The following is a 25,121-nucleotide window of genomic DNA, read 5'->3' as shown; positions in this document are numbered from 1 at the left end:
CGCGAGTCGGCCCGCTCGCCCGGCCCGGGGGCGCGCTGGGATGATCGGGACGTGACCGTCGTCCTGCACGCCGCGCCCGCCCTGGAGATCGCCGGCGTCTTCTTCGCCGCGCTGTCGGGCGGGCTGTCCGCCGTGCGCAAGCACCTGGACGTCTTCGGCGTGCTCGTCCTCGCCGGCGCCACGGGGCTCGGGGGCGGCATGCTCCGCGACGTCCTGATCGGCGCCACCCCGCCCGTCGGCATCACCGACCCGGTGCTCGTCGGCACCGCGCTGCTCTCGGGCGTCGCGATCTGGTTCTTCCATCCCGGCATCGCCCGCATGCGGCGCGCCATCGTCGTGCTCGACGCCGGGGCCCTGGGCCTGTTCGTCATCGTCGGCACCACCAAGGGGCTGCAGTACGACGCCGGGATGCTCGCGTCCGTGATCGTCGGCACGCTCACCGGCGTCGGCGGGGGCGTCCTGCGCGACGTGCTGACCGGCGAGGTCCCGCTCGTCCTGCAGGACCGCCAGCTCTACGCGGTCCCGGCCCTCGCGGGCGCGGCGGCGACGGTGCTGCTGTGGCACGAGGGGTGGCTGACGGGCTGGTCGGCCACCCTCGTCGCGATCGGCGTCGTGGCGTTCCGCCTGCTGTCGCTGTGGCGCGGCTGGGTGCTGCCCGACGGCGCGCAGGCCGCGTGGCCGGGTCCGTGGAACGGTGGCCGGAGGCCCCGCTGACGTCCGCGGGGACACGCTCCTGACCTGCACGGACGTGCACGGCAGGGTGAAGTCCGCCACAGTTCGGCCCCGGGGACCGGTTCCGGGCTGCGGGCGGTCACCGCATGGTGCAGAATCTCCCTTCGCCGACCGGGAATGAAACCGGTCGCGCGTGCATTGAACGCGCAGTGCCCGGCTGGTCGGTGACCCCCGTCCTTCCGGCACGCACCGTCCGACGAACGACCGGAGTGTGACCCCACCGATGGCAACTGACTACGACGCCCCGCGCAAGACCGACGACGAGATGTCCGAGGACTCCCTCGAGGAGCTCAAGGCGCGCCGGTCCGACAAGAGCTCGGGGGTTGTGGACGAGGACGAGACGGAGGCCGCGGAGGGCTTCGAGCTCCCGGGCGCTGACCTTTCAGGCGAAGAGCTGTCCGTCCGCGTGCTCCCCAGGCAGGCCGACGAGTTCACGTGCTCGCGCTGCTTCCTCGTGCACCACCGCTCCCAGCTCGCCTACACCACCAAGGACGGCCAGCCGGTGTGCACGGAGTGCGCCGCCTGACCTGATCGCGAGGACGGGAGCCGCAGGCTCCTGCGAGCCCCGCTCGACCACACGGCTGTCACCCTCGGGTGGCAGCCGTTCCTCGTTCCGGGCCGGCGCCGTGCTCGTCGCTGTTCTCGTGGTCCGGGTTCTCGCGCCCGTCACCCTGCTGCACCGGCCGGGCGCCGGCCGCGAGCAGCGCGGCCTCGAGCTCCGCGGGGCGCCGCGACCCGACGAGCCACCCGGGGGTGGGGTCCTCCGGGTCGACGACGCGCACGTGGACCGCGGCGCGCACCCACGGGCGCAGGCACGCGAAGGTGCGGGCGTCGGAGCCCGGGCCGAGCTCGGCGCGCAGCGCGGCGGCGTCGAGGGCGCGCGGGGCGGCGAGGAGGGCGACGGGGATGCGCGCCCTCCCGGCCCAGAGCCAGGGTGCGCCGTCGGGCCCGGGGCCGACCGCGACGACGGGGGAGGCGGCCCACAGGACGACGGCGAGGACGACGGCGGCGACGGCGCCGACGACGAGCGTCAGGACCGGGGAGAACAGCCACAGGGTCAGCCCGAGCATGAACCCGACGCACACCGCCCCGACGAGGTAGGCGGCGGAGGGTCGCAGGCGCTCGCGGAAGGTGGCGGCGACGGGGTCGGTGCCGCGGGCGGGGGCCGTGGGTTCGGGCATGGCACCAGGATGCCAGAGCCGCCCGCGTGGACCGGCCGCGCGCGGAGCAACTAGGCTCACGCCTCGTGTCCAGCTCCGAGGTGCCCGACGTCCTGCTCCAGCGTCTCGACGACGGCGTCCCCCTGCCGTCCTACGCGCACCCGGGGGACGCGGGCGCGGACCTCGTGACGACGCAGGACGTCGTGCTCGGCCCTGGTGAACGGGCCCTGGTCCCCACCGGCGTCGCGATCGCGCTCCCCGACGGGTACGCGGCGTTCGTGCACCCCCGCTCGGGCCTCGCGACCCGGCACGGGCTGACCGTCGTGAACGCGCCCGGCACCGTGGACGCGGGCTACCGGGGCGAGATCAAGGTCACGCTGCTCAACACCGACCGCACCGAGTCCCTCACGCTGCGCCGCGGCGACCGGATCGCGCAGCTCGTGGTCCAGCGGGTCGAGCGCGTGCGGTTCGTCGAGGCCGAGCGCCTGCCCGGGTCGCACCGCGGCGACGGCGGGTTCGGGTCGTCGGGCGGGTTCGGCGGCGCGGGCGCGACCGCCCCCTGACGGTCCCGCGCGTCCGCGCGGCGGGACTACGCTGGAAACCGAGCGCGTGCGACGATCGCGCGCGCCCGACGGTACTGACGAGGAGATCAACGTGGGGCTTTTCCGACGGGCCACGGCCGACGAGCGCCGTGCCGACCAGGAGGGCGCCCTCGCGCGCGAGGGCGGCGAGTCCGGGTCGCCCTCGGACGGAGGCGAGCCCCGCACGTCCGGGCCGTTCGACGCGGCCGAGATCGACGACACGTCGGGCCGTCTCGACCTGGGCGGTCTGCTGGTGCCCGGGGTCCCCGGCATGCGGCTCCGCCTGGAGCAGGACCGCCGGACGAGCAAGTTCACCGGCGTCGCGTGCACGGTCGAGGGCTCGGTGCTGCAGGTGCAGGCGTTCGCCGCGCCGCGCAGCCAGGGCATCTGGGACGAGATCCGCGAGGAGATCGCGTCGTCGGTGCAGCAGCAGGGCGGCGCCGCGGACGACGTGCCCGGCCCGTTCGGGCGCGAGCTGCTCGCGCGCCTCCCCGTCGCCGGCGCCGACGGCCGCACGGGCTTCCGCCCGGCCCGGTTCCTCGGCGTCGACGGCCCGCGCTGGTTCCTGCGCGGCGTGATCACCGGCCGGGCGGCCGTCGAGCCCGAGGCCGCGACGACGCTCGAGTTCGTGTTCGCGAACACGGTGGTGGTGCGCGGCGACCAGGCCCGCCCGCCGCGCGACGTCCTCGAGCTCAACCCGCCCGCCCAGCCGGAGGGTGACGCCGCGGGGGACGCAGACGCCGCGGCCGGCGAGGACGGGACCAGCACCGGTCACGCGCAGCCGCCGGCCGGCGGCTTCAACCCGCTCCAGCGCGGCCCCGAGATCACGGAGATCCACTGATGGGCATGCGGACGGCGTTCAAGGACGCCCTGGCCTCGCGCGACGAGATCGCGGCGGACGAGGAGCGCGACGAGGCGTCGCGCCAGTCGGGCTGCTGCGCGATCGGCTCGCTGCCGGACCGCCGCCGCGCCCAGGTCTCCGGGGTGGTGCGGTCGGTGACCCTGCGCCCGCGCGAGGGCGTGCCCGCGTTCGCCGCGGAGCTCTTCGACGGCACGGGGTCGCTGGACCTCGTGTGGCTGGGCCGGCGGCGGATCGCCGGGATCGAGCCGGGCTCGCGTCTGCGGGTCGAGGGCCTGGTGAGCACGTCGGGCGGCCGCCCGACGGTCTTCAACCCGCGCTACGAGCTGCGCTCGCGTCATGCCGAGTGAGGCCGACGGCGTCGCCACCGCTGGTGACGCCGCCGCGGCCGGCGCCGCGCCCGACGACGCGCGGGGCGTGCGCGCGCTGGCGTCCGACGACTTCTCGGTGCTCGACTCCGTGGGCGGCGTGCGCGGCCTGGTGGAGTCGATGCTCCCGGGCCTGGTGTTCGTCGTGGTCTACGTGATCACGAGCTCCCTGTCCGCGACGCTGTGGGCGTCGGTGGCCGTGGCCGTGCTCCTCGTGGTGGCCCGCCTCCTGGCCCGCACGCCCCCCGTCCACGCGCTCGGCGGCCTGGTCGGCGTCGGGATCGGCGTGCTGTGGGCGGCCACGTCGCACCGCGCGGAGAACTACTACGCGGTGGGGCTGCTGACGAACGCCGTGTACCTCGTCGGGTGCCTCGTCACGGTCGTCGTGCGGTGGCCCGCCGTGGGCGTCGTCGTGGAGCTGCTGCGCTCGGGCCTGGGCGGCGGCGTGCTCGCCGGCGGTCGGGCGCCCGCGCGCCCCGCCGCGCCGTCGGGCGAGGTCGTGGCCGCGCGGGACGGCGCAGCCGAGGAGCCCATGGAACCCGAGGGACCCGAGCGCCCCACCTTCCCGACGGCGTGGCGCGCGGACCGCGAGCTCGTGCGCCGCTACGCGCTCGCGACGTGGGTCTGGGTGGCGATGTTCGCGGTGCGCCTGGCCGTGCAGGTCCCGCTGTACCTCGACCACTCGGTCGGCTGGCTGGGGACCGCGCGCCTCGTCATGGGGCTGCCGCTGTGGGGCCTCACGCTGTGGGCGACGTGGGTGCTGATCCCGCACCGGGCGCGGCGGGCAGCCGCACCGGCCTGAGCTCAGCGAGCACGTCGCCGCCGTCGGCGAGCTCGCCGTCCGGGGCGAGCAGGCGCTGCAGGGCGTCCTCGTCGACCTCGGCGCCCGCCACGAACAGCAGCTCGTCGCCGGCTTCGAGGGTGTCGTCAGCGCTGGGGGCGAGCGGGCGCGGCCCGCGGACGATCGCGGCGAGAACGACGTCGTCGGGCCACGGGACGGACCCGACGCGCCGCCCGGCGAGCGGGGAGCCGTCGGGCAGGGTGAGCTCGAGGATGTCCGCGCCCGACTGGTGGAACGTGAAGATCCGGACGAGGTCGCCGACGGCGACGGCCTCCTCGACCATCGCGGTCATGATCCGCGGCGTCGAGACGGCGACGTCCACGCCCCACGACTCGTCGAACATCCACTCGTTGCGCGGGTTGTTGACGCGGGCCACGGTGCGCGGCACCCCGTACTCGGTCTTGGCGAGGAGCGAGACGACGAGGTTCGCCTTGTCGTCGCCCGTGGCGGCGACGATGACGTCGCACTCGTCCACGCGCGCCTCGGTCAGGGTCGGCAGCTCGCACGCGTCGGCGAGCAGCCAGTCCGCGTCGGGGACCTGCGAGACCCGCATCGCCGACGGCTGCCGGTCGATCAGCGTCACCTCGTGCCCGTGGCCCAGCAGCTCGCGGGCGATCGAGCGCCCCACCGAGCCTGCACCGGCGATCACGACCCGCATCAGCCCACCTGCTCCTCGATCTGGGGGGCGCGCGTGAGCACGCGCTCGACCCGGTCCACGTCGTCGCTGCGCACCAGGAGGTGCAGCACGTCGTTCTCCTGCAGCACCGAGTCCTGGCTCGGCAGCACCCCGTCGCCGTACCGGGACAGGTAGGCGACCCGGGTCCGGGTGGCCTGCTCGATCATCTGCATCGTCGTGCCGATCCACTCCGGGTGGTAGTCGAGCTGGCACAGGCGCACCTGCCCGGACGGGTCCCGGAACTCGTCGGTCGCCCCGAGGGGCAGCATGCGGCGCAGCACCTGGTCGCTGGTCCACCGGACGGTGGCCACGGTGGGGATGCCGAGGCGCTGGTAGATCTCCGCGCGGTGCGGGTCGTAGATGCGGGCGACGACGTTCTCGACGCCGTACGTCTCGCGCACCACGCGCGCCGCGAGGATGTTGGAGTTGTCGCCGTCGGAGACTGCCGCGAACCCGTACGCGTCCTCGATGCCCGCCTGGACGAGGGTGTCGCGGTCGAACCCGACGCCCGTGACCTTCTTGCCGTCGAACTCGGCGGGCAGGCGGCGGAACGCCTCGGGGTTCTGGTCGACGACGGCGACCGAGTGGCCGCTCGCCTCGAGCGACTGGGCGAGCGTGGCGCCGACGCGCCCGCATCCCATGATCACGAAGTGCACAGCGCCGACGCTACCAGCGCGAGCGCGCCCCGCCCGGCGTCCGTCCGGCGGGGGGACGGGCGCCCCGCCGGGTGCTCGTGCCCGCCGTCGCGGAGGTGCTCGCACGCGTAGCATGGTGCCTCGTGTCCGATCTCGCCGACGCCGCCAAACGGCTCCTGCTGGGGCGTCCCGTCCGCAGCGACCGCCTGGGCCACACGCTGCTGCCCAAGCGCCTCGCGCTGCCCGTGTTCGCCTCCGACGCCCTGTCGTCGGTCGCGTACGCGCCCGACGAGATCCTCCTGACCCTCGCGCTCGCCGGCTTCACGGCGACGACCGTCTCGCCGTGGGTGGGCGTCGCGGTCGTGGTGGTGCTCGTGACGGTGGTCGCGTCGTACCGGCAGAACGTGCGCGCGTACCCGTCCGGGGGAGGGGACTACGAGGTCGCGACCACGAACCTCGGACCGGGGGCCGGGCTGTCGGTCGCGTCCGCGCTCATGGTCGACTATGTCCTCACGGTCGCGGTCTCGATCTCGTCGGGGACCCAGTACGCGGCGTCCGCGATACCCGCGCTGCGGGGGCACGAGGTGCCGTTCGCGATCGCCGTCGTGATCCTGCTGGCGGTCGCGAACCTGCGCGGCGTCAAGGAGTCGGGCCGGTTCTTCGCGATCCCCGTGTACTTCTTCATGGCGGCGATCGGGGTGACCGCGATCGTCGGGTTCGTGCGCTTCCTGACCAGCGGACTGCCCGACGCCGAGTCCGCGGGCTTCGACATCGTCGCGTCCGACAACCTGTCGAACGGGCTCGTCGGCCTGGGCGGCGCGTTCTTGGTGGCGCGCGCGTTCGCGTCCGGGTGCGCGGCCCTGACCGGCGTCGAGGCCATCAGCAACGGTGTCCCCGCGTTCCGCAAGCCCAAGTCGAAGAACGCGGCCACGACCCTCGCGCTCCTGGGTGCCATCTCCGCGGCGATGATCCTCGCGATCCTCGTCCTGGCCCGCGACATCGGCGCCAAGTACGTCGAGGACCCCGCCACCCAGCTGCGGGACGGCGGGCACGCGGTCGCCGCGAACTACGTGCAGCACCCCGTGATCGGGCAGCTCGCCCAGTCCGTGTTCTCCGGGTTCCCGGTCGCGTTCTACATCGTGTCCGCGGCGACCGGCGTGATCCTGGTCCTGGCGGCGAACACGGCGTTCAACGGGTTCCCCGTGCTCGGGTCGATCCTCGCCAAGGACGGCTACCTGCCGCGCCAGCTCGACACGCGCGGCGACCGGCTCGCGTTCTCCAACGGGATCATCGTGCTCGCGCTCGGCGCGATCGCCCTGATCGTCGCGTTCGACGCGACAGTCACCCGGCTCATCCAGCTCTACATCGTCGGCGTCTTCGTGTCGTTCACGCTGTCCCAGCTCGGCATGGTCCGGCACTGGACCCGCAAGCTCCGCACCGAGACCGATCCCGCCGGCCGCAAACGGATGATCCGGTCCCGGATGGTCAACGGGTTCGGGTTCGGCCTCACCGGCGTCGTCCTGCTCATCGTCCTCGCCACGAAGTTCACGCACGGCGCGTGGATCGCGATCCTCGCCATGGCCGTCCTGTACACGCTCATGCGCGGCATCCGTCGTCACTACGAGTCGGTGTCCCAGGAGCTCTCGCTCGACGACGCCGCGGCCGCCCGAGCGCTGCCCAGCCGCGTCCACGCGATCGTGCTGATCTCCAAGCTCCACAAGCCCGCGATGCGCGCGATCTCCTACGCCCGCGCCTCACGGCCGTCCGTCCTCGAGGCCGTGACCGTCGGCGTCCACGCCGAGGAGGTCGCCGCCCTGACCGCCGAGTGGGACGCGCTCGACCTGCCGCTGCCGCTGCGCGTCCTCGACTCCCCGTTCCGCGAGATCACGCGCCCCGTCCTGCAGTACGTCCGGTCGGTGCGCCGCGAGTCGCCCCGCGACCTCGTCGTCGTCTACATCCCCGAGTACGTCGTCGGGCACTGGTGGGAGCAGCTCCTGCACAACCAGTCCGCCCTGCGCCTCAAGGGGCGCCTGCTGTTCACGCCCGGCGTCGTCGTCGCGTCCGTGCCCTGGCAGCTCGAGTCCAGCGAGGGCCACACCGGCCTCGAGAACACCCGGGTCGGCGCGACCTGGCTCCACCGGCGCTGAGAGGCCCGCCCATGGCACCCACGACCACGACCACCGGCGAGCTCGTCGAGCTGACCGTCGGGCCCGTCGCCCACGGCGGGCACTGCGTCGCCCGCACGGACGGCCGCGTCGTCTTCGTGCGCCACACCCTGCCGGGCGAGCGAGTGCTCGCGCGGATCACCGAGACCGGCGACGACCCCGACACCGCCCGGTTCTGGCGCGCGGATGCCGTGGAGGTCCTCGAGCCCTCGCCCGACCGCGTCCCGAGCGCCTGGCCCGCCGCGGGTCCGGGCGGCGTCGGCGGGGGAGAGCTCGCCCACGTCTCCCTCGACGGGCAGCACCGCTGGAAGGCGGGCGTCCTCGCCGAGCAGCTCGAGCGCCTCGGCCGGCTGCCCGCCGACGAGCTGCCCGGCGGCCCCGTCCGCGTCGAGGCCGCGCCCGGGGACACCGAGCAGGCTGGCCTGCACTGGCGCACCCGCATCGAGCTCGTCGCCGGGCCCGACGGCCGGGCCGGCATGCACCGCTACCGCACCCACGACGTCGTCGCGCTCGACCCCGCCGCCCCCGGCGGCCCCATGCCGCTCGCCACGCAGGACGTGCTGGCGCTCGCGGACGCCGAGGGAGTCTTCACCCGCCGCTGGGAGCCCGGCACCCGGCTCGAGCTCGTCGCGCCCGCGGCGGACCGCCGGCCCGGCGCGAGCCCCGCCCCGCCCCTGCTGCTCGCTGACGGCCTCACCTGGTCCGGCGGCCGCGCCGACCGCCGCCCCAACGCCCGGCGCACCGTCACCGAGACGGTGACCGTCGGCGAGCGCACCTGGACCCACCGCCTCGCCGCGGACGGGTTCTGGCAGGTCCACCGCGAGGCTCCCGCCGTCCTGGTCGGCGCCGTCCTCGACGCCCTGACGGCGGCCGGCGGCCTGGGTGGCGCCACGGTCCTCGACCTGTACGCCGGGGCGGGCCTGTTCACGCTGCCCCTCTCGGACGCGGTCGACGCGGCGGGCGGTGCGGGCCGGGTCGTGTCCGTCGAGGGCTCGCCGCGCGCCGTCAAGGACGCCCGCCGCGCCCTGCACGACCGGCCCCACGTCGAGCTGCACGCCGGCCCGGTCGACCACGTCCTCGCGGCCCTGCGCGCGGCCGCCGGCAGCAGCGGCGGCCTCGCCCATGCCGACGCCGTCGTCCTCGACCCGCCGCGCGTGGGCGCCGGGCGCGTCGTCGTGGACCAGGTCGCGCACCTCGCCCCGCACGCGGTGGTGTACGTCGCGTGCGACCCCGCTGCGCTCGCCCGCGACGTCGCCCTGTTCGCGGGGCACGGGTACGACCTGTCCGCGCTGCGCGCGTTCGACCTGTTCCCCATGACCCACCACCTCGAGGCCGTCGCGACGCTCACGCGCCGGGGCTGACCGCCTCGACAGGGCCCCGGACGCGCCCGTGGCCGGGCGCGGCGGGGATCCGCCTCACCCGGCCACGGCCGGTCCCGCGTCAGCGCAGCGCGACGGCCCGGATCACGTCCTGCTGGACCGTGAGCCCGCCGGGCGCCTGTGCGCTCGCCCGGAGCGAGACCGACGTCGCGTCGCGCGGGGTGCGCAGGTCCGTCGTCCACCGCCCGGCCCCGGCACGCTTGAGCGTCACCGGCTGCCACGTCGCGCCTTCGTCGTAGGAGACCTGCAGCGCGGCCGAGGTCGCCGTGACGACGCCGGGGAACGTGGCGGCCGTCAGCGTCAGGGGGAGGCGCTTGCCCGCCTTCGCGGCGCCCTGCAGGTCGGTGTCGACGTCGTAGCCGAGGTTCAGGAGCGGCAGGTCGGCCCGGGCCGCGCCGTCGGACGGCAGCGGCGTGTAGTCGAAGCCCCAGGTGGTGCTGGTCGCCGTCGACGTGCTCCAGGCCGCCGTGCTGCGCTGCCCGGTGAGCACGAGCCGGTAGGAGCCCGCGGTCATGCCCACGGCCCGCCCCGCGCGGGCGCTCACCTTGGCCACCTGGGTGTCGCCCCGGTAGAACGCGCTCTGCGCGGTCCCGCCGAACCCGGCGTGGCCGTCGTCTCCGCCCGAGAGGGTCGGGACGTTCCAGGTGAGCGTGCCCGCCTTGGTGTAGCTGACCGAGTAGCCCTGGGCGAGGCGCGGGGCCTGCACCGTCGCGAACCAGCCCTCCCGCGTCGGGCGCCCCGCTGGGTACGACGGCTCGTAGCCGTTCTCCCAGTAGCTCGCCGCGGCGCCGAGGCCCTGGTGCTGCGCCCACCAGGTCCCGACGTCGCCGGTGCTCGGGGTGACGTACTCGGTGACGGTCCGACCGTAGAGCTCGTAGGCGTCGCCGCCCAGCGCGGGACCCCAGGCGGGGACGAAGTAGCGCCCGCCGTAGCCGGTCGTGCCCGGCGTCGCGTCGTAGCTGCTCTCCACGCGGGCCAGGTGGCCGTTGCTCGGCCGGTAGGCCAGCGAGCGGTTCGGGATGCCCCCGTCGAACGTCTCGACCAGGTCGTAGGTGTAGTCCGGGTACTGGCGCTGGGTCACGTGCAGGACGCCGCCCCGCGGGGACCGTGCCTCGGCGACGAGGCGGGCGCCCGCCTCCTGCGCGACGGACGCGATGGTGAGGTCCCCGGCGCCCGAGGAGGTCGAGTACAGGCGCCCCGGGGTGTCGTTGACGACGACGAGCATCGCGGCGCCGGCGGCCGAGGCCGCCTGGGCCCGCTGGTTCGCGGTGACCGCGGCGCTGAGGTCGACGAGGACGGCCTTGCCGCGCACGTCGAGCCCGTCGTAGTCGGCCGCGGCGCCCTGCCCCGCGTACACGGTGCGCAAGGTGCTGGAGCCGTCGTGGAAGACGCCCCCCGTCTGCGGGACGAGCGCGACGTCGTCGCCCTTGCCGGTCCGCGCGGTGAGCGCCTTCTGCCGCATCCGCCAGGTCACGAACGCCTTCATCGAGCCGTCGTCGACGGTCGCGGTCGGCGACAGGTAGAGCGCGTCGTACTTGCCCGGGAGGAGGTCGGACGTCGTCCAGTCGGCGGCCGGGTCGTCGGCGTAGTGGCGCGACAGGCCGAACACGGTCTGGGTCGTCTCGGCCGCCCGCGGGGGGACGGCGTACGCCTTGCGCACCGTCGTGGCGTCGAGGACCGCCGTGCCGCCGGGGTGGTCCGCGTCGAGGGTGACCTCCGGGGAGATCAGCAGCGCCTCGCCGAGCTCGCCGGCGGCGTCGCCCGGGACGTCCAGGTAGCTGGAGACGACGTAGCGTCCCGGCGGGAGCCGCACCGTCGCCTCCCCGTCGGCGCCGACGGCGAGGAGGACCGGGTCGGTGGAGGCCGGGTCGTGCAGCGTGACGGTGTCCGCGACCGGCTTCCCGCTGCGGTCCTTGAGCTTGATGGTGAGGTCGTACCTCTCGTCCTCCTTGAACAGCCCGTAGGCCGTGTGCGCGACCACCGCGCCCGACGCCGTGTCCGTCGCCGTGACCTGGCCGGAGAACGTCGTGCCCGCCGCGACCCTCGACGGGTCGATGGTCAGGGTGACGGCCGCGGTGCCGTGCGCCGGGACCGTCACCGACGACGCCGACAGTGCGTAGGCGGCCGAGTCCGTGCCGGTGGACAGGGCGAGCGTCACGTCCGCGTCGCCGTCGTTGCGGTACGTGACGGTGCGGGTCGCGGCCTTGGCGTCGGCGTTCGGCCAGTCGTACGCGGCGGTCTCGACCGAGCCCGTCGCCTCCACGGTCGTGCCGAGGGCGGCCGCGACGTCGACGCGCCCCGTGCCGACCTCGAACGGGGTCTCGTCCGCGCGGTCCGCCGTGGTCATGAGCGCGTCCTTGAGACGCGCGCCAGTCCAGTCGGGGTGACGCTCCTTGAGGATCGCCGCCGCGCCCGCGACCAGGGGCGTGGCCATCGACGTGCCGCTCATCGTCCGGTACAGGCCGCCGGTCCACCCCGGCACCGACTGCGAGGCGGCCGCGCGGACGTCCACGCCCGGCGCCGAGACGTCCGGCTTGAGGCTGTGCGTCCCGGTCAGCGGGCCCTGGCTGGAGAAGTCCGCCCGCTCGTCGACCTTGTCGACGGCACCCACGGTGAGCGCGGCCGCGGCGGCACCCGGCGACCCGATCGTGCCCGGGTCGTACGCGTTGCCGGCGGCGACCACGTACAGCGGGCCCCCGTCGGCCGACAGGGCGTCGAGCGCCTGCGAGATCGGGTCCTCGCCGTCCGAGCCGTCGGGAGAGCCGAGGCTCATCGACACCACGTCGGCGCCCTGCGCCTTCGCCCACTCCATGCCCGCGATCACGTCCGAGTCCTCGCCCGTGCCCCCGTCGCCGAGAACCTTCCCGACCAGCAGCTCGGCGCCCGGCGCCGCACCCTTCTCCGTGCCGCCGGACGCCGCGCCCGTCCCGGCGATCGTCGACGCCGTGTGCGTGCCGTGGCCGTTGCCGTCGTCCACGCCCTGACCGGCGACGAAGCTCTGGGACTCCAGCACCTGTCCCACCAGGTCCGGGTGGTCGAGGTCGACCCCCGAGTCGAGCACGGCCACCTTCACGCCCGAGCCGTCGTAGCCCTGCTGCCACGCGTCGGTCGCCCTGATCTGGGCGGTCTCGTTCGCGAGCGACGCCTCGACCTGCCCGTCCAGCCACACCTTGCCGATGCCCGCGCCGAGGGTCTGCGGAGCCTTCCCCGGCGCGACATGCGTCCAGAACGTGCGGGCCTCGTCCTTGTCGGTCCGCAGCGCGGTGCCGTCGATCGAGCGGAGCGTGCGCACGGCCGTGGAACCGCCGGGCGCGGCCGGGGGACGGGCCGACCGGCCCGTGCCCGACGCCGTCACGATGACGGGCACCGAGGAGGCGTGCGCGTCGTCGTAGCCCATCGCCACCAGCCGGGTGACGTCGAACAGGCGCGGGTCCAGCCGGTCCGCCGCCAGCAGCGGCATCGCCTGCACCGGGACCACGTACGTGTCGTCGCCCCGGGTCTGCACCTGCACCCCGCCGGCGTCCTCGTCGGCCAGGTCGACCGTCACGACGTCCTTCGTCCCCGGCCCGTCCGTGTAGTGCACGACGTCGCCCGTGATCAGGGTGACGTCGTAGGAGTCGGGGGTCGCGGCGGGGATGCCCGCCTCACCCGTCGAGGCGCCGGCGGGCGCCGCCGACGCCCCCGCCCACCCGGCGAGCGCCAGGCTGAGCGCAGTGGCTGCCGGGACCGCCCGGCGTCTGGAGATGGATCGCATGTCACGGATGTAAGCCGCCCGGGCCGCGCGATCCTAGGCTTCGCCGGTGGCGGACATCCGACATGGCGGACGTCCGCCAGGGGAGACGACCTCAGCCGGCCGGGTCGGCAGCCTGCCTCGCGAGGTCCCGCGCCCGGCCGTCGACCACCGCCCACGCCGCCGCGGACACGCCCGGATGGCGCTCGCGGTCGACGTCCTCGAGCGCCGCGACCATCCGCTCCAGGGTGTCGGCGACGACGCGCGCCGCCCGCCGCGCCGCCAACCCCCACGACCGCCCCTCCGCCACAAGATCCCCGGCACCGACCGCCCGCGCGTCGTCCCGCCCGTCCACGGCCAGCGCGAGCCGCCCCGACGACGCGGGGGAGTGCAGGTGCATCGACACGTCGTAGGCCGGGGCCAGGCTCGCGCGGGCGCCGTCCGCGTGCCGCACGAACGCATGGTTCTTCGCGTGCGCGTCCGTGTTCCCCACGACCACCGTGAACGTCACCAGGCGCAGCAGCGCGTCCGCCGTCGAGCCCCCGTCCGTCAGGACCCGCGCCGCGTCCGCGTACGACGGCGTCGCCCGCCCGTGCTGGAACTTCCGGTCCGGGTCCGTCGTCGCGATCCCCAGCGCCTGCGCCAGGTCCTCCTGGTGGACGCGTCCCACTGTGTCCGGCCCGCCCGGCACCGCCTTCGTCCCGGCGCTCGCGGTCCGGTCGAACCGGGAGACGACGAGCGCGCGCTGGTCCTCGAACGTCGCGACGTGCGCCTCGACGGTCGTCAGCCCGACCCGGCGCGCGAGGTCGAGGGCGGCCGCCTCCGTGTCCACGAGGTCGGACGTCGCGGTGCCGGGCGGGCGGGAGAGCTTGAGGATGTGCGTGGAGGCGGCGCCGTCGCGCACGCGCGCCCACCCGTCGGCGGCCCGCGCGAGGGCGATCTTGGGCTCCATGCCGGCGAGCGACGTGAGGGAGTCGAGCCGGTCGGCCGTGGAGCCGTGGCTCGCGGCCTGGCGGAGCATGGCCGCGATCCCTGCCTCGCCGATGGGCTCGGTGCGCGCCGTCGTCGCGGGGTCGGGCGTGCCCGCGGGGACGAGGACGACGGCGCCCGCGGTGTCCCGCCCGTAGACGGCGAGGAACGCGAGGGTGTCGTCGGGGTCGATGCGGTGCTCGCGTGCCATCGAGTCCCGGGCGCGCCCCTCGGGCAGCAGGCCCTCGAGCCAGACCCGGACGCGCGCCGGGTGCGACCCGGCGGGGGTACCGAGGGGGAGGAGCTGGGACAGGACGCGCGAGCCCACGCCCCAGCGGCCGAGGGCCGCGTCGGCCCAGGCGACGTCGATGCCCGAGCGGCCCCGGGCGGCGGGCCGGACCGTGGCCGCGCGCGTGCCGTACAGCCACACGTCGAGCTCGGTGGCGGGCGCGCTCACGACGCCTCGACCTTGAGTACGACGTCGAGCTCGCGCAGCAGCGCGAACAGCCGGTCGGTGTAGAGGCTGGGCTTGCCCTGCTCGATCTCGACGAGGTAGCGGCGCGTGATGCCGAGCTCGTCGGCGAGCTGGGCCTGCGTGAGCCCGCGCTGGGTGCGGCGTCGGCGCAGGAAGTCGCCGAGGTCGCTCGCGCGCGTGACGAAGGCCCACTCGGGTCGGTCGGTCATGACGGCTCCTGGGGTGTGCGGACGACGCGGTGTGCGGATAACGTGACAATGACTCGAAGTGAGGATATCAGCACACCGTGCCCGTGTCACGATATCCGCACAACAGGGTCGGGGCTCCGCTAGGCTCGGGTCCCATGACGACCCCCGCCGACGACGCCCCCGCCGGCACCCTCGCCACCACGACCGTCCCCGGGCCGCTCACCGAGGCGCAGGTCGCCGAGCGTGTCGCCGCCGGCCAGGTCAACCACGTCAAGCGGGCCAGCTCGCGCAGCCTCGGCGCCATCCTGCGCGCGAACGTCCTCACGCTCTTCAACCTCATCCTCGCGATCGCCGCCGTGCTCGTCCTCGCGACCGGCAGCTGGCCCGACGCGGTGTTCGCGGTGGTCATGGTCGTCAACGCCGGCATCGGCATCGCCACGGAATACCGTGCCAAGCGCACGCTCGACCAGCTCTCGCTCCTCACCGAGTCGCCGGCCAGGGTCCGGCGGGCGACGCCCGCCGGGGCCGAGGACGTCGACGTGCCCCTCGCGGAGATCGTCCTCGACGACGTCCTCCTGCTCGCGACCGGGGACCAGGTGCCCGCCGACGGCACCGTGCTCGACGTCGCGGGGCTCGAGATCGACGAGTCCATGCTCACGGGGGAGTCCCGCTCCGTCCGCAAGCAGACCGGCGACCCCGTGCTCTCCGGGTCCGTCGTCGTCGCCGGCAGCGCCGCCGTCCACGTCACGGCCGTCGGCGCCGACGCCTACGCCCAGCGCATCGCGACCGAGGCGCGGCGCTTCTCCGTCGCGCGCTCCGAGCTCCGCGAGGGCATCAACAAGGTCCTCGCGGTCGTCTCCGTCGGCATCGTCCCCGTCGCGCTCCTCCTGGCCTGGTCGCAGCTCCGCTCCACCGGCGGCATCACCAGCTCGTTCCACGACGGGTCGTGGCGCGATGCCGTGGTCGCGGCGGTCGCAGGGGTTGTCGGGATGATCCCCGAGGGCCTCGTGCTCCTCACCTCGCTCAACTTCGCGCTCGCGGCGATCCTCCTCGCACGCCAGGGCGTCCTGGTCCAGGAGCTGCCCGCCGTCGAGGTCCTCGCCCGCGTCGACGTCCTGTGCCTCGACAAGACGGGCACCATCACCGACGGCACGGTCGGGCTGAGCGAGCGCCACGTCGTCCTGCCCGACGACGGCACGCAGGGCGGCGCGAGCGGTCCCCGCGCACGGAGCGCCCTCGCCGTCCTCGCCGCGCAGGCGGCCGACCCCGGCGCCAACGCGACCGCCCTCGCGGCGGGCGACGGCATCGACGAGCGGCCCGCCGTCGTCACGGACGCGGTGCCGTTCTCGTCGGCGCGCAAGTGGTCCGCGGTCGCCACGGCCGAGCGCGCCTACGTGCTCGGCGGCCCGGACGTCCTGCTCGGCGGCCGCGACGACGACGCCGCCCGGGACACGCTCGCGCTCGTGCGCGAGGCGGCGGGCGCGGGCTCGCGCGTCGTGCTGCTGGCGGAGGCGCCGGCCGGGCTGCCCGACCCCGAGCAGCCGCTGCCCCCCGACCTCGTGCCCGCCGTCGTGTGCGTGCTCGGCGAGCACGTGCGTCCAGACGCCGCCCAGACCCTCGCGTACTTCCACCAGCAGGGCGTGCGGACCATCGTGATCTCGGGCGACGACCCCGAGACGGTCGGCGCGATCGCGACGGGCGTGCGGTCCGGCGGCCCGGAGCAGGGCGACACGCCGCTCGTCGGGTACGACGCGCGGCAGCTGCCCGACGTCGCGGACGTCGACGGGAAGCCCGACCCCGACTCCCTTGCGGCGCTGGCGGAGATCCTCGACGAGCACGGCGTCTACGGGCGCGTGCGGCCCGAGCAGAAGCGCGCGATCGTCCACGCGCTGCAGTCCCGCGGGCACGTCGTGGCGATGACCGGCGACGGCGTCAACGACGCGCTCGCACTCAAGGACGCCGACCTGGGGATCGCCATGGGCAACGGGGCGCCCGCCACCAAGGCGGTCGCGCGCCTCGTCCTGGTCGACGGGCGGTTCTCGACCCTGCCCGGCGTCGTCGGGCAGGGGCGTCGTGTCATGGCGAACATGGAGCGCGTCGCGGGGCTGTTCCTCACCAAGACGACGTACGCGGCGCTGCTCGCCGTCGCCGTCGTGCTGCTCGCCGTCCCGTACCCGTTCCTGCCGCGCCACCTCACGCTCGTCAGCTCGCTCACGATCGGCATCCCGGCGTTCTTCCTCGCGCTGCCGCCCAACGACACCCGCTACGTCTCCGGGTTCCTGCGGCGCGTGCTCACGTACGCGGTGCCGTCGGGCGTCGTGATCGGCGCGGGCGTGCTGACGGCGTACCTCGTCTCGCGGGGCCAGGGCGACCCGACGGTCGAGGCGCGGTCGGTCGCCACGCTCGTCCTGCTCGGCCTCGCGCTGTGGGTGCTGGGGATCGCGGCACGGCCCTGGCGCCACGGGCGCAGCTGGCGGTTCTGGCTCGTGATCGCCATGGCGGCCTGCGCCGCGGGGGCCTGGGCGATCCCGTTCACGCGGGACTTCTTCGCGCTCGAGGTGCTCGACGCCGGGCAGCTCGCGCTCGCCGCGGTCGTCGTCGTGGTGGGCTGGGCGCTCATCGAGATCGCCTACCGCGTGATCGGCGCGCGGGGCCGTCACCCCTCGATATCTTGACGTCAAGATATCTACGGTATGCTGGCGTACGCTGAACCAAAGCCCCCCACAATGCCCTGACAAGCCCCCTGACGGGCCGCGCGCGCCGACGCCGGCGTGCCCCTCGTCACCTCTCGCCAGCAGACAGGAGTTGCACCGTGAGCAGCGTCGACACGTTCGGGTCGAAGGGAAACCTCACCGTCGGTGACCAGGACTACGAGATCTTCCGGCTCGCCGCCGTCGAGGGCCTCGAGCGCCTCCCGTACAGCCTGAAGATCCTCGCCGAGAACCTCCTGCGCACGGAGGACGGCGCGAACATCACCGCCGACCACGTCCGCGCCCTCGCCGGCTGGGACCCCGACGCGCAGCCCGACACGGAGATCCAGTTCACGCCGGCGCGCGTGATCATGCAGGACTTCACGGGCGTGCCCTGCGTCGTCGACCTGGCGACCATGCGCGAGGCCGTCGCCGAGCTCGGCGGCGACGCCGAGCGGATCAACCCGCTCGCCCCGGCCGAGCTCGTCATCGACCACTCGGTGCAGATCGACGTCTTCGGGTCGGCCGGCGCGTTCGAGCGCAACGTCGAGATCGAGTACGAGCGCAACCACGAGCGCTACCAGTTCCTGCGCTGGGGCCAGACGGCCTTCGACGACTTCAAGGTCGTCCCCCCGGGCACCGGCATCGTGCACCAGGTGAACATCGAGTACCTGGCGCGCACGGTCATGACGCGTGAGGTGGACGGCGTTCTCCGGGCTTACCCGGACACCTGCGTCGGCACCGACTCGCACACCACGATGGTCAACGGCCTCGGCGTGCTCGGCTGGGGCGTCGGCGGCATCGAGGCCGAGGCCGCGATGCTCGGCCAGCCCGTCTCGATGCTGATCCCGCGCGTCGTCGGCTTCAAGCTCACCGGCTCGATCCCGGCCGGCGTGACCGCGACCGACGTCGTCCTCACCATCACGCAGCAGCTGCGCGGCCACGGCGTCGTCGGGAAGTTCGTGGAGTTCTACGGGGACGGCGTCGCCCAGGTCCCGCTCGCGAACCGCGCCACCATCGGCAACATGAGCCCCGAGTTCGGCTCCACCGCGGCGATCTTCCCGATCGACGACGTCACGCTCGACTACCTGCGCCTCACGGGCCGCTCCGACGCGCAGGTCGCGCTCGTCGAGGCGTACGCCAAGGAGCAGACGCTCTGGCACGACCCGTCGCGCGAGCCCGTCTTCTCCGAGTACCTCGAGCTCGACCTGTCGACGGTCGTCCCGTCGATCGCCGGCCCGAAGCGCCCGCAGGACCGCATCGAGCTGTCCCGCGCCAAGGAGCAGTTCCTGCGCGACCTGCCGGTCTACGCACCCGAGGTCGGCAACGGCGTCGACGAGGCCGAGGAGGAGTCGTTCCCGGCGTCCGACTCGCCCGCCGTCACGTCGAAGGCCACGCGCCTCGTGCCTGTGACCGACGCGCGCGGCAACAGCTTCGAGCTGTTCCACGGCGCCGTCGCGATCGCGTCGATCACCTCGTGCACCAACACGTCGAACCCGTCGGTCATGATGGCGGCGGGCCTGCTCGCCAAGAACGCCGTCGAGCGGGGCCTCACCTCCAAGCCGTGGGTCAAGACGTCGACGGCGCCCGGCTCCCAGGTCGTCACCGGCTACTACGAGAAGGCCGGCCTGTGGCCCTACCTCGACAAGCTGGGCTTCAACCTGGTCGGCTACGGCTGCACCACGTGCATCGGGAACTCGGGCCCGCTCGACGAGAACGTGTCGGCCGCGGTCAACGAGCACGACCTCGCCGTCGCCTCGGTCCTGTCGGGCAACCGCAACTTCGAGGGGCGCATCAACCCCGACGTGAAGATGAACTACCTCGCGTCGCCGCCGCTCGTCATCGCGTACGCGCTCGCCGGGACCATGGACTTCGACTTCGAGTCCGACCCGCTGGGACGCGACGCCGACGGCACGCCGATCTTCCTCCGCGACATCTGGCCGACGCCGGACGAGGTCCAGGCGACGATCGACTCGTCGATCGACCGGGACATGTTCACCGAGGACTACGCGAACGTGTTCGCGGGCGACGAGCGCTGGCAGGGCCTCCCGACGCCCGAGGGCTCGGTCTTCGAGTGGGACGACGACTCGACCTACGTGCGCAAGCCCCCGTACTTCGAGGGCATGGGCCTCGAGCCGGAGCCCGTCGCCGACATCGCGGGTGCTCGCGTGCTGGCGAGGCTCGGCGACTCGGTCACGACCGACCACATCAGCCCCGCGGGCGCGATCAAGCCCGACAGCCCGGCCGGCCGCTACCTCACGGAGCACGGCATCGAGCGCAAGGACTTCAACTCGTACGGCTCGCGCCGCGGGAACCACGAGGTCATGATCCGCGGCACGTTCGCGAACATCCGCCTGAAGAACCAGCTCCTCGATGGTGTCGAGGGCGGCTTCACGTACAACTTCGTGAAGGACGCGCAGGACACCATCTACGACGCCGCGCAGGACTACGCGGCGCAGGGCACGCCGCTCGTCATCCTCGGCGGCAAGGAGTACGGCTCCGGCTCGAGCCGCGACTGGGCCGCCAAGGGCACCGCGCTCCTGGGCGTGAAGGCAGTCATCACCGAGAGCTTCGAGCGCATCCACCGCTCCAACCTCATCGGCATGGGCGTCCTCCCGCTGCAGTTCCCCGAGGGTGAGGACGCCGGGTCGCTCGGCCTCGACGGCACCGAGACGTTCGACATCGCCGGGATCGCGGCGCTCAACGACGGCCCGACGCCGCGGACCGTCCACGTGACGGCCACCAAGGGCGACGGCACCACGGTCGAGTTCGACGCCGTCGTGCGCATCGACACGCCCGGTGAGGCGGACTACTACCGCAACGGCGGCATCCTGCAGTACGTGCTGCGCTCGCTCGTGCACTGACCTGCACCACGCGGGACGTGACGGCCGGGTCGACCTTCGGGTCGGCCCGGCCGTCGCCGTCCCCGGGGGTGTCCGCGCGTCCGGTGCGGGTCACGCCCCGACATCACCTGCCGAGGACGGCGGGCAGCGGCGCCGCGACGTGCCCGACGACGGCGGCCAGGACGGCCTCGTCGTCGAGGATCCGCGTGTGCCCCAGGCCGCGAGTGGCGAGGAACGTGCTGCCGGGGTGGGCGGCGTGGAGCCGCACGGTGTCGCCGGGGAGGGTGATCCGGTCGTCGACGTCCTGGACGAAGAGCGTCGGCACGGTCGGCGGCGCGGGATGGGTCGCGAGGTCGACCCGGGCGCGGGCGTCGGGCGTACCACCGGGGAACGTGCGGGCCACGTACGCGCAGAACCGGTCGTGCAGGCGGGGGCTGAGCCCGGCAAGGCGGAGGAAGGCCGCTGCGACGGCGTCGAAGCCCGCCTGCGGCGCGACGGCGACGAAGCGGTCGGCGGCGAACCCGTCGTGCAGGGCGAGGCCCGCCGCGAGGCCACCGATCGAGTGCCCGACGACCGCCGTGAACGGGCCTTCGGCGTCCTGGACGGCGTGCATCGCTGCGACGTGCTCGAGCGCCGACATCCGGTGGCCCGACGAGTCACCGTGTGCGACGCCGTCGAACGCGACGACGCCGTGCCCGGCCCGCTCGAGCGCGACGACGAGTGCTGCGAACCGCGAGGCCCGCAGCTGCCAGCCGTGCACGAGCAGGACGGTCGGGGACGCCGAGTCGCCCCACCGGTAGGTGATGACGCGCTCGCCGCCGACGAGGACCGCGCCCCGCTGGGCGCGCTCGTGCACGGGGCGGTCGGCCGGCCGGACCGGCGCGGGCGGGCCGACCCGCCAGAACGCTCGCGCGCCGAGGCGGACCGCGAGCGGGGGCGCGGCGACGGAGAGCATGCGGAAGCCGGTGCTGACTCCCGTGGGGACGTAGGGCATAGCGACCTCCTGAGACGGAAAGATGTACGACCGTTCGCACAGTAACACTGAACGAACGGTCGTACACTCGACCGCATGAGCACTCCGGACCCCACCGCGACCGACGGACGGCGGCTCCGCGGCGACCGCACGCGCCGCGCCGTCCTCGACCGCGCGGTGCAGATGGCCTCGGTGGACGGCCTCGACGGACTGACCTTCGGCACGCTCGCCGCGGTTGCGCCCGTGAACAAGAGCGGCATCGCCGGCCTGTTCGGGTCCAAGGAGGGGCTGCAGCTCGCGGTGGTCGCCCACGCGCGCGAGGTCTTCCGGGAGGCGGTCGTGCTGCCGGCCACGGACGCCGAGCCCGGTCTCGCCCGACTCTGGGGGACCGTGCTGGCGTGGCTGCGCTACTCCCACGACCGCGTGTTCGACGGCGGCTGCTTCTTCCGCTCGGCGGCGACCGAGCTCGACGCCCGGACCCCCGGCCCCGTGCGGGACGCGGTGGTCGCGGCGCTCCAGGACTGGGACGCGTACCTCGCACGCCTCGTCGGAGACGCCGTGAGCCGGGGGGAGCTCGACGGCGCCACCGACATCGACCAGCTCGTCTTCACCGTCGACGCGCTGCTCGATCGCGCCGACCTCGCGTCGGTCCTGCTCGGCGACCCGGCTGCGTACGACCGGGCGAACGGGGCGGTGCGCGGCCTCCTGCTGGCCGCGGGGGCGGAGCTCGTCGCTGACGCCCCCGTCAGTCCCCGGAGCTGAGGCGCGCGACGGTGTGCCGCCCCACCTCGGCCATGAGCGGATGGTCGTCGGGGAACGCGAGCAACGCCAGCGCAAGGCTCGCGGCCCAGGCCCGCGCTCGCGTCCAGGTCGCGGCGTCGTCGGTGCCGCCCGCCGTGACGTACGCGTCCCGGAACGCCGCGTGGCCCGCGGCGTCGAAGCTCAGCCACGCTGTCGCCAGGTCCGATGCCGGGTCGCCGCTCGTCACGTCCCCGAAGTCCACGAGCGCCGCGAGCTCGTCGTCGGCCCCGCCGCGGACCCGCGCGACGACGTTGCCCGGGTGCGGGTCGCCGTGCAGCCACACCGGAGGGTCGTCGTACGGGGGAGCGGCGAGCCCCGCGGCCCACGCAGCCTCGAGCACCACCCGGGCACCGTCGTCGGCGCGCACGAGCCGCTCGGCGAACGCCGCCGCACGCCCGGCGAGCGGGACGCCGCGGAAGGGGTTGGCTGGCGCGTCGGACGGCGCCGGGACGTGCAGCGCCGCGAGCGCGCGACCCAGCGTCGGCGCCCAGGCGGTGCGGCGCACGACGGGCGTCCGCGCCGCGGTCTCGCCGTCGAACCACGGGACGACGCTCCACGCGTAGGGATAGCCGACGGCCGGCTCCGCGCGCCCGACCCGGACGGGATCCGGCACGGGCACCGGGAGCCGCGTCGCGAGGACCGGCAGCACGGCCTGCTCGTGCTCGACGAGGTGCGCGGCCGCCTCGCGCCGGGGGAGCCGGAGCGCGAGGTCGTCGCCGAGCCGCAGCACGGCGTTGTCCCACCCGTTCGCGGCGACGTCGAGCCGCGCGTCAGCGAGCTCGAGGAGGTCGGGGTGCTGGGCGCCCAGGAGCGCGCGAGCGAGGTCGGTCGTCACCACGATGTCGGCTTCCACGGACCGACCCTACGGGGTGGGCGCGGGCCGTGACCGCGTCAGAGCGGGGCGTCGACGGTCCGGGACTCGTCCCACGGCTCGGCCCAGCCGAGGCGGTCGAGCACGGCGTCGAGGATCCCGGCGGTGAAGCCCCACACGAGGTGCTCGCGGCCGTCCGCGGCCGCGAGGAACCCGGGGCTCCGGTACGAGCGGGCTCCGCGGCGGGCGACGACGGTCCGCCGGTTCTGCGGGGCGACGAGGTCCGCCACCGGCACCCGGAACACGTGCGCCGACTCGGCGTCGTCGACCACCCGCACGGGCGTGGGCGTCGCCCACCAGCCGAGCACGGGTGTGACGAGGTGATGGCTGACCGGGAGGGGGAGCGGCGGGAACGTGCCGAGCACCTCGACGCCCGCCGCGTCGAGCCCGGTCTCCTCGACGGCCTCGCGCAGCGCCGCGTCGACCGGCCCCCCGTCGCCCGGGTCGACGCGGCCGCCCGGGAAGGCGACCTGGCCGGGGTGCTGGCCGAGCGTTCCCGCGCGGGCGAGCAGCAGGACGTCGAGGTCCCGCGCGACCGCGCTCGAGCGGTGCGCCGCGGGCGTTCCGTCGAGCACGCCGAACAGCAGGAGCACCGCGGCGTCGCGGGTGCGGGCCGGGTCGGACCTGCCGATCGCATACCGCCACGACGTGGCCCAGTCGTGCTCGTCGGCGGCGAGCGCGACGAGCTGGTCGCGCGCCGTCGCCGGTGCGGTCACCAGCTCTCCGGGACGGGCGCGCCCTCCGCGTACCCGGCGGCGGACTGGACCCCGACGGTGGCGCGCTCGAAGAACTCCTCGATGGTCGCGGCGCCCGCGTACGTGAAGGAGCTCCGCACGCCCGACGTGATCTCGTCGAGCAGGTCCTCGACACCGGGGCGGCGCGGGTCCAGGTACATGCGGCCCGTGGAGATGCCCTCCTGATACAGGCCCTTGCGAGCCCGCTCGAACGGGGACCCGCCGAGGGTGCGCGCCGCGACCGCGCGGGCCGAGGCCATGCCGAACGAGTCCTTGTACAGGCGCCCCGTGCCGTCGTCGTGCAGGTCGCCGGGCGACTCGTGCGTGCCGGCGAACCACGAGCCGACCATGACCTGGGAGGCGCCGGCGGCGAGCGCGAGCGCGACGTCGCGCGGGTGCCGGACACCGCCGTCGGCCCAGACGTGCTTGCCGAGCTCGCGGGCCGCGGCCGCGCACTCGAGCACGGCCGAGAACTGCGGCCGCCCGACGCCGGTCATCATGCGCGTCGTGCACATCGCGCCCGGGCCCACGCCCACCTTGAGGATGTCGGCCCCGGCCGCCACGAGGTCGCGCACGCCGTCGGCCGTCACGACGTTCCCCGCGACGACGGGGACGTCGGGGGACACGCTGCGGACGGCGTCGAGCGCCTGGAGCATCTTGACCTGGTGGCCGTGGGCGGTGTCCACGACGAGCGTGTCGATCCCGGCGTCGAGCAGCGCGCGGGTCTTGCCCGCGACGTCGCCGTTGATGCCGACGGCGGCCGCGATGCGCAGGCGGCCCGCGGCGTCGACCGCGGGGGAGTAGACCGAGGACCGGAGCGCGCCCTTCTGGGTCAGGACGCCGACCAGCCGGCCGTCGCGCACCACGGGCGCGAGGTGGTGGCGGCGCTCGTGCAGCAGGGTGAACGCCTTCTCGAGCGCGGCGGCGTCGGCCCGGCCGTCCGGGCCCAGACCGCCGAGGGCGCCCACGTCGAGCGTGGTCGGGTCCGGGGTCATGACCTCGCGCACCTGGGTGAACAGGTCGACGCCCTGGCAGTCCGCGGTCGCGACGACGCCGACCGGCACGCCCTGGTCGACGACGACGGCCGCGCCGTGGCTGCGCTTGCCGAGCAGGGAGAGCGCGGTCTGCACGGTGTCGCCGGGTGCGACGACGACCGCGGACTCGACGACGGGGTCCTTGGACTTCACGTCCGCCACGACGTCGGCGACGACGTCCACGGGGATGTCCTGCGGGATCACGACGAGGCCGCCGCGCCGCGCGACGGTCTCGGCCATGCGCCGGCCCGCGACCGCGGTCATGTTGGCGACGACGACGGGGATGGTCGTGCCGGTGCCGTCGGTGCTGGACAGGTCGACGTCGAACCGGGACGCCACGTCCGAGCGCGAGGGGACGAGGAAGACGTCGCCGTAGGTCAGGTCGGTCGTCGGGGTCTGCCCGGGCAGGAAGCGCAT

The 25,121-nt window shown here is 74.7% G+C and carries 21 protein-coding genes; 11 read left to right on the top strand and 10 right to left on the bottom strand.

Annotated features, from left to right (window positions below):
* The first annotated feature begins 51 nt into the window (after positions 1-51).
* Together ACLQ14_RS06330 and ACLQ14_RS06325 are read left to right on the top strand one after the other, a co-directional pair.
* Entirely contained in the window at positions 52-714 is a 663-nt protein-coding gene (locus ACLQ14_RS06330; RefSeq protein ID WP_425811031.1) for a trimeric intracellular cation channel family protein, read from the top strand.
* Positions 715-955: 241 nt separating this feature from the next.
* Positions 956-1,258 carry a DUF4193 domain-containing protein gene (locus ACLQ14_RS06325; protein ID WP_386800070.1) on the top strand — a complete coding sequence of 101 codons (303 nt, stop codon included), beginning with the start codon at positions 956-958 and terminating at the stop codon, positions 1,256-1,258.
* Between the two features lie 58 nt (positions 1,259-1,316).
* Here ACLQ14_RS06325 and ACLQ14_RS06320 read toward each other — a convergent pair whose 3' ends face one another.
* Positions 1,317-1,913, bottom strand: coding sequence for a DUF3093 family protein (locus ACLQ14_RS06320; RefSeq protein ID WP_425811028.1), 597 nt, complete (start codon positions 1,911-1,913; stop codon positions 1,317-1,319).
* Between the two features lie 65 nt (positions 1,914-1,978).
* Here ACLQ14_RS06320 and dut point away from each other — a divergent pair, with 65 nt between their 5' ends.
* From dut to ACLQ14_RS06300, 4 genes are all read left to right on the top strand, one after another.
* Positions 1,979-2,455, top strand: coding sequence for a dUTP diphosphatase (gene dut / locus ACLQ14_RS06315; RefSeq protein WP_425811026.1), 477 nt, complete (start codon positions 1,979-1,981; stop codon positions 2,453-2,455).
* Between the two features lie 91 nt (positions 2,456-2,546).
* On the top strand, positions 2,547-3,314 hold the full coding sequence (locus tag ACLQ14_RS06310) for a DUF3710 domain-containing protein (protein WP_425811024.1): 768 nt from the start codon (positions 2,547-2,549) through the stop codon (positions 3,312-3,314).
* Complete coding sequence (locus ACLQ14_RS06305; protein WP_425811022.1) at positions 3,314-3,682, top strand: OB-fold nucleic acid binding domain-containing protein; 369 nt, start codon at positions 3,314-3,316, stop codon at positions 3,680-3,682. Before ACLQ14_RS06310 ends, ACLQ14_RS06305 begins: the two co-directional genes overlap by 1 nt.
* The gene (locus ACLQ14_RS06300; RefSeq protein ID WP_425811020.1) at positions 3,672-4,502 is read left to right on the top strand and encodes a DUF3159 domain-containing protein; all 831 of its coding nucleotides are present in this window, start codon (positions 3,672-3,674) and stop codon (positions 4,500-4,502) included. The genes ACLQ14_RS06305 and ACLQ14_RS06300 overlap by 11 nt, the downstream gene beginning before the upstream one ends.
* On the opposite strand, the gene ACLQ14_RS06295 is transcribed toward ACLQ14_RS06300, so the two are convergent.
* Both ACLQ14_RS06295 and ACLQ14_RS06290 read right to left on the bottom strand, forming a co-directional pair.
* On the bottom strand, positions 4,438-5,199 hold the full coding sequence (locus tag ACLQ14_RS06295) for a potassium channel family protein (RefSeq protein WP_425811018.1): 762 nt from the start codon (positions 5,197-5,199) through the stop codon (positions 4,438-4,440). The two genes, ACLQ14_RS06300 and ACLQ14_RS06295, sit on opposite strands and share 65 nt — an antisense overlap.
* Positions 5,199-5,858 (bottom strand): NAD-binding protein, encoded by a 660-nt coding sequence (locus ACLQ14_RS06290; RefSeq protein ID WP_425811643.1) that lies wholly within the window; start codon positions 5,856-5,858, stop codon positions 5,199-5,201. The genes ACLQ14_RS06295 and ACLQ14_RS06290 overlap by 1 nt, the downstream gene beginning before the upstream one ends.
* 137 nt (positions 5,859-5,995) lie before the next feature.
* Here ACLQ14_RS06290 and ACLQ14_RS06285 point away from each other — a divergent pair, with 137 nt between their 5' ends.
* Positions 5,996-7,999 (top strand): APC family permease, encoded by a 2,004-nt coding sequence (locus ACLQ14_RS06285; RefSeq protein WP_425811016.1) that lies wholly within the window; start codon positions 5,996-5,998, stop codon positions 7,997-7,999.
* An 11-nt stretch (positions 8,000-8,010) separates the two neighbouring features.
* Positions 8,011-9,378, top strand: a complete 1,368-nt coding sequence (locus tag ACLQ14_RS06280; RefSeq protein ID WP_425811014.1) for a class I SAM-dependent RNA methyltransferase — start codon at positions 8,011-8,013, stop codon at positions 9,376-9,378.
* Positions 9,379-9,457: 79 nt separating this feature from the next.
* On the opposite strand, the gene ACLQ14_RS06275 is transcribed toward ACLQ14_RS06280, so the two are convergent.
* The 3 genes from ACLQ14_RS06275 to ACLQ14_RS06265 form a co-directional block, all read right to left on the bottom strand.
* Positions 9,458-13,150 carry a S8 family peptidase gene (locus ACLQ14_RS06275; protein WP_425811012.1) on the bottom strand — a complete coding sequence of 1,231 codons (3,693 nt, stop codon included), beginning with the start codon at positions 13,148-13,150 and terminating at the stop codon, positions 9,458-9,460.
* Positions 13,151-13,241: 91 nt separating this feature from the next.
* Entirely contained in the window at positions 13,242-14,552 is a 1,311-nt protein-coding gene (locus tag ACLQ14_RS06270) for a HipA domain-containing protein (RefSeq protein ID WP_425811010.1), read from the bottom strand.
* The gene (locus ACLQ14_RS06265; protein WP_425811008.1) at positions 14,549-14,779 is read right to left on the bottom strand and encodes a helix-turn-helix domain-containing protein; all 231 of its coding nucleotides are present in this window, start codon (positions 14,777-14,779) and stop codon (positions 14,549-14,551) included. The genes ACLQ14_RS06270 and ACLQ14_RS06265 overlap by 4 nt, the downstream gene beginning before the upstream one ends.
* 134 nt (positions 14,780-14,913) lie before the next feature.
* Here ACLQ14_RS06265 and ACLQ14_RS06260 point away from each other — a divergent pair, with 134 nt between their 5' ends.
* Both ACLQ14_RS06260 and acnA read left to right on the top strand, forming a co-directional pair.
* Positions 14,914-17,433, top strand: coding sequence for an HAD-IC family P-type ATPase (locus tag ACLQ14_RS06260; protein ID WP_425811006.1), 2,520 nt, complete (start codon positions 14,914-14,916; stop codon positions 17,431-17,433).
* A gap of 137 nt (positions 17,434-17,570) precedes the next feature.
* A complete protein-coding gene (gene acnA, locus ACLQ14_RS06255) occupies positions 17,571-20,312 on the top strand; it encodes an aconitate hydratase AcnA (RefSeq protein ID WP_425811004.1) in 2,742 nt (913 codons plus the stop codon).
* A gap of 103 nt (positions 20,313-20,415) precedes the next feature.
* On the opposite strand, the gene ACLQ14_RS06250 is transcribed toward acnA, so the two are convergent.
* The gene (locus ACLQ14_RS06250) at positions 20,416-21,285 is read right to left on the bottom strand and encodes an alpha/beta hydrolase (protein ID WP_425811002.1); all 870 of its coding nucleotides are present in this window, start codon (positions 21,283-21,285) and stop codon (positions 20,416-20,418) included.
* Between the two features lie 75 nt (positions 21,286-21,360).
* Here ACLQ14_RS06250 and ACLQ14_RS06245 point away from each other — a divergent pair, with 75 nt between their 5' ends.
* Positions 21,361-22,026, top strand: a complete 666-nt coding sequence (locus ACLQ14_RS06245; protein ID WP_425811000.1) for a TetR/AcrR family transcriptional regulator — start codon at positions 21,361-21,363, stop codon at positions 22,024-22,026.
* Here the strand turns inward: ACLQ14_RS06245 and ACLQ14_RS06240 are convergent.
* From ACLQ14_RS06240 to ACLQ14_RS06230, 3 genes are read right to left on the bottom strand one after another with little or no spacing between them, the layout of a single operon-like run.
* A complete protein-coding gene (locus ACLQ14_RS06240) occupies positions 22,010-22,918 on the bottom strand; it encodes a phosphotransferase (protein WP_425810998.1) in 909 nt (302 codons plus the stop codon). The genes ACLQ14_RS06245 and ACLQ14_RS06240 overlap by 17 nt on opposite strands.
* Before the next feature lie 38 nt (positions 22,919-22,956).
* Positions 22,957-23,652 (bottom strand): NUDIX hydrolase, encoded by a 696-nt coding sequence (locus ACLQ14_RS06235; RefSeq protein ID WP_425810996.1) that lies wholly within the window; start codon positions 23,650-23,652, stop codon positions 22,957-22,959.
* A complete protein-coding gene (locus ACLQ14_RS06230; protein WP_425810994.1) occupies positions 23,649-25,121 on the bottom strand; it encodes a GuaB1 family IMP dehydrogenase-related protein in 1,473 nt (490 codons plus the stop codon). Before ACLQ14_RS06230 ends, ACLQ14_RS06235 begins: the two co-directional genes overlap by 4 nt.

It is taken from the genome of Luteimicrobium sp. DT211, assembly GCF_049844995.1.
Taxonomy (GTDB): Bacteria; Actinomycetota; Actinomycetes; order Actinomycetales; family Cellulomonadaceae; genus Luteimicrobium.
Note: the sequence above shows the minus strand (reverse complement) of the source record. Positions and strands in the feature narration are given on the sequence as shown.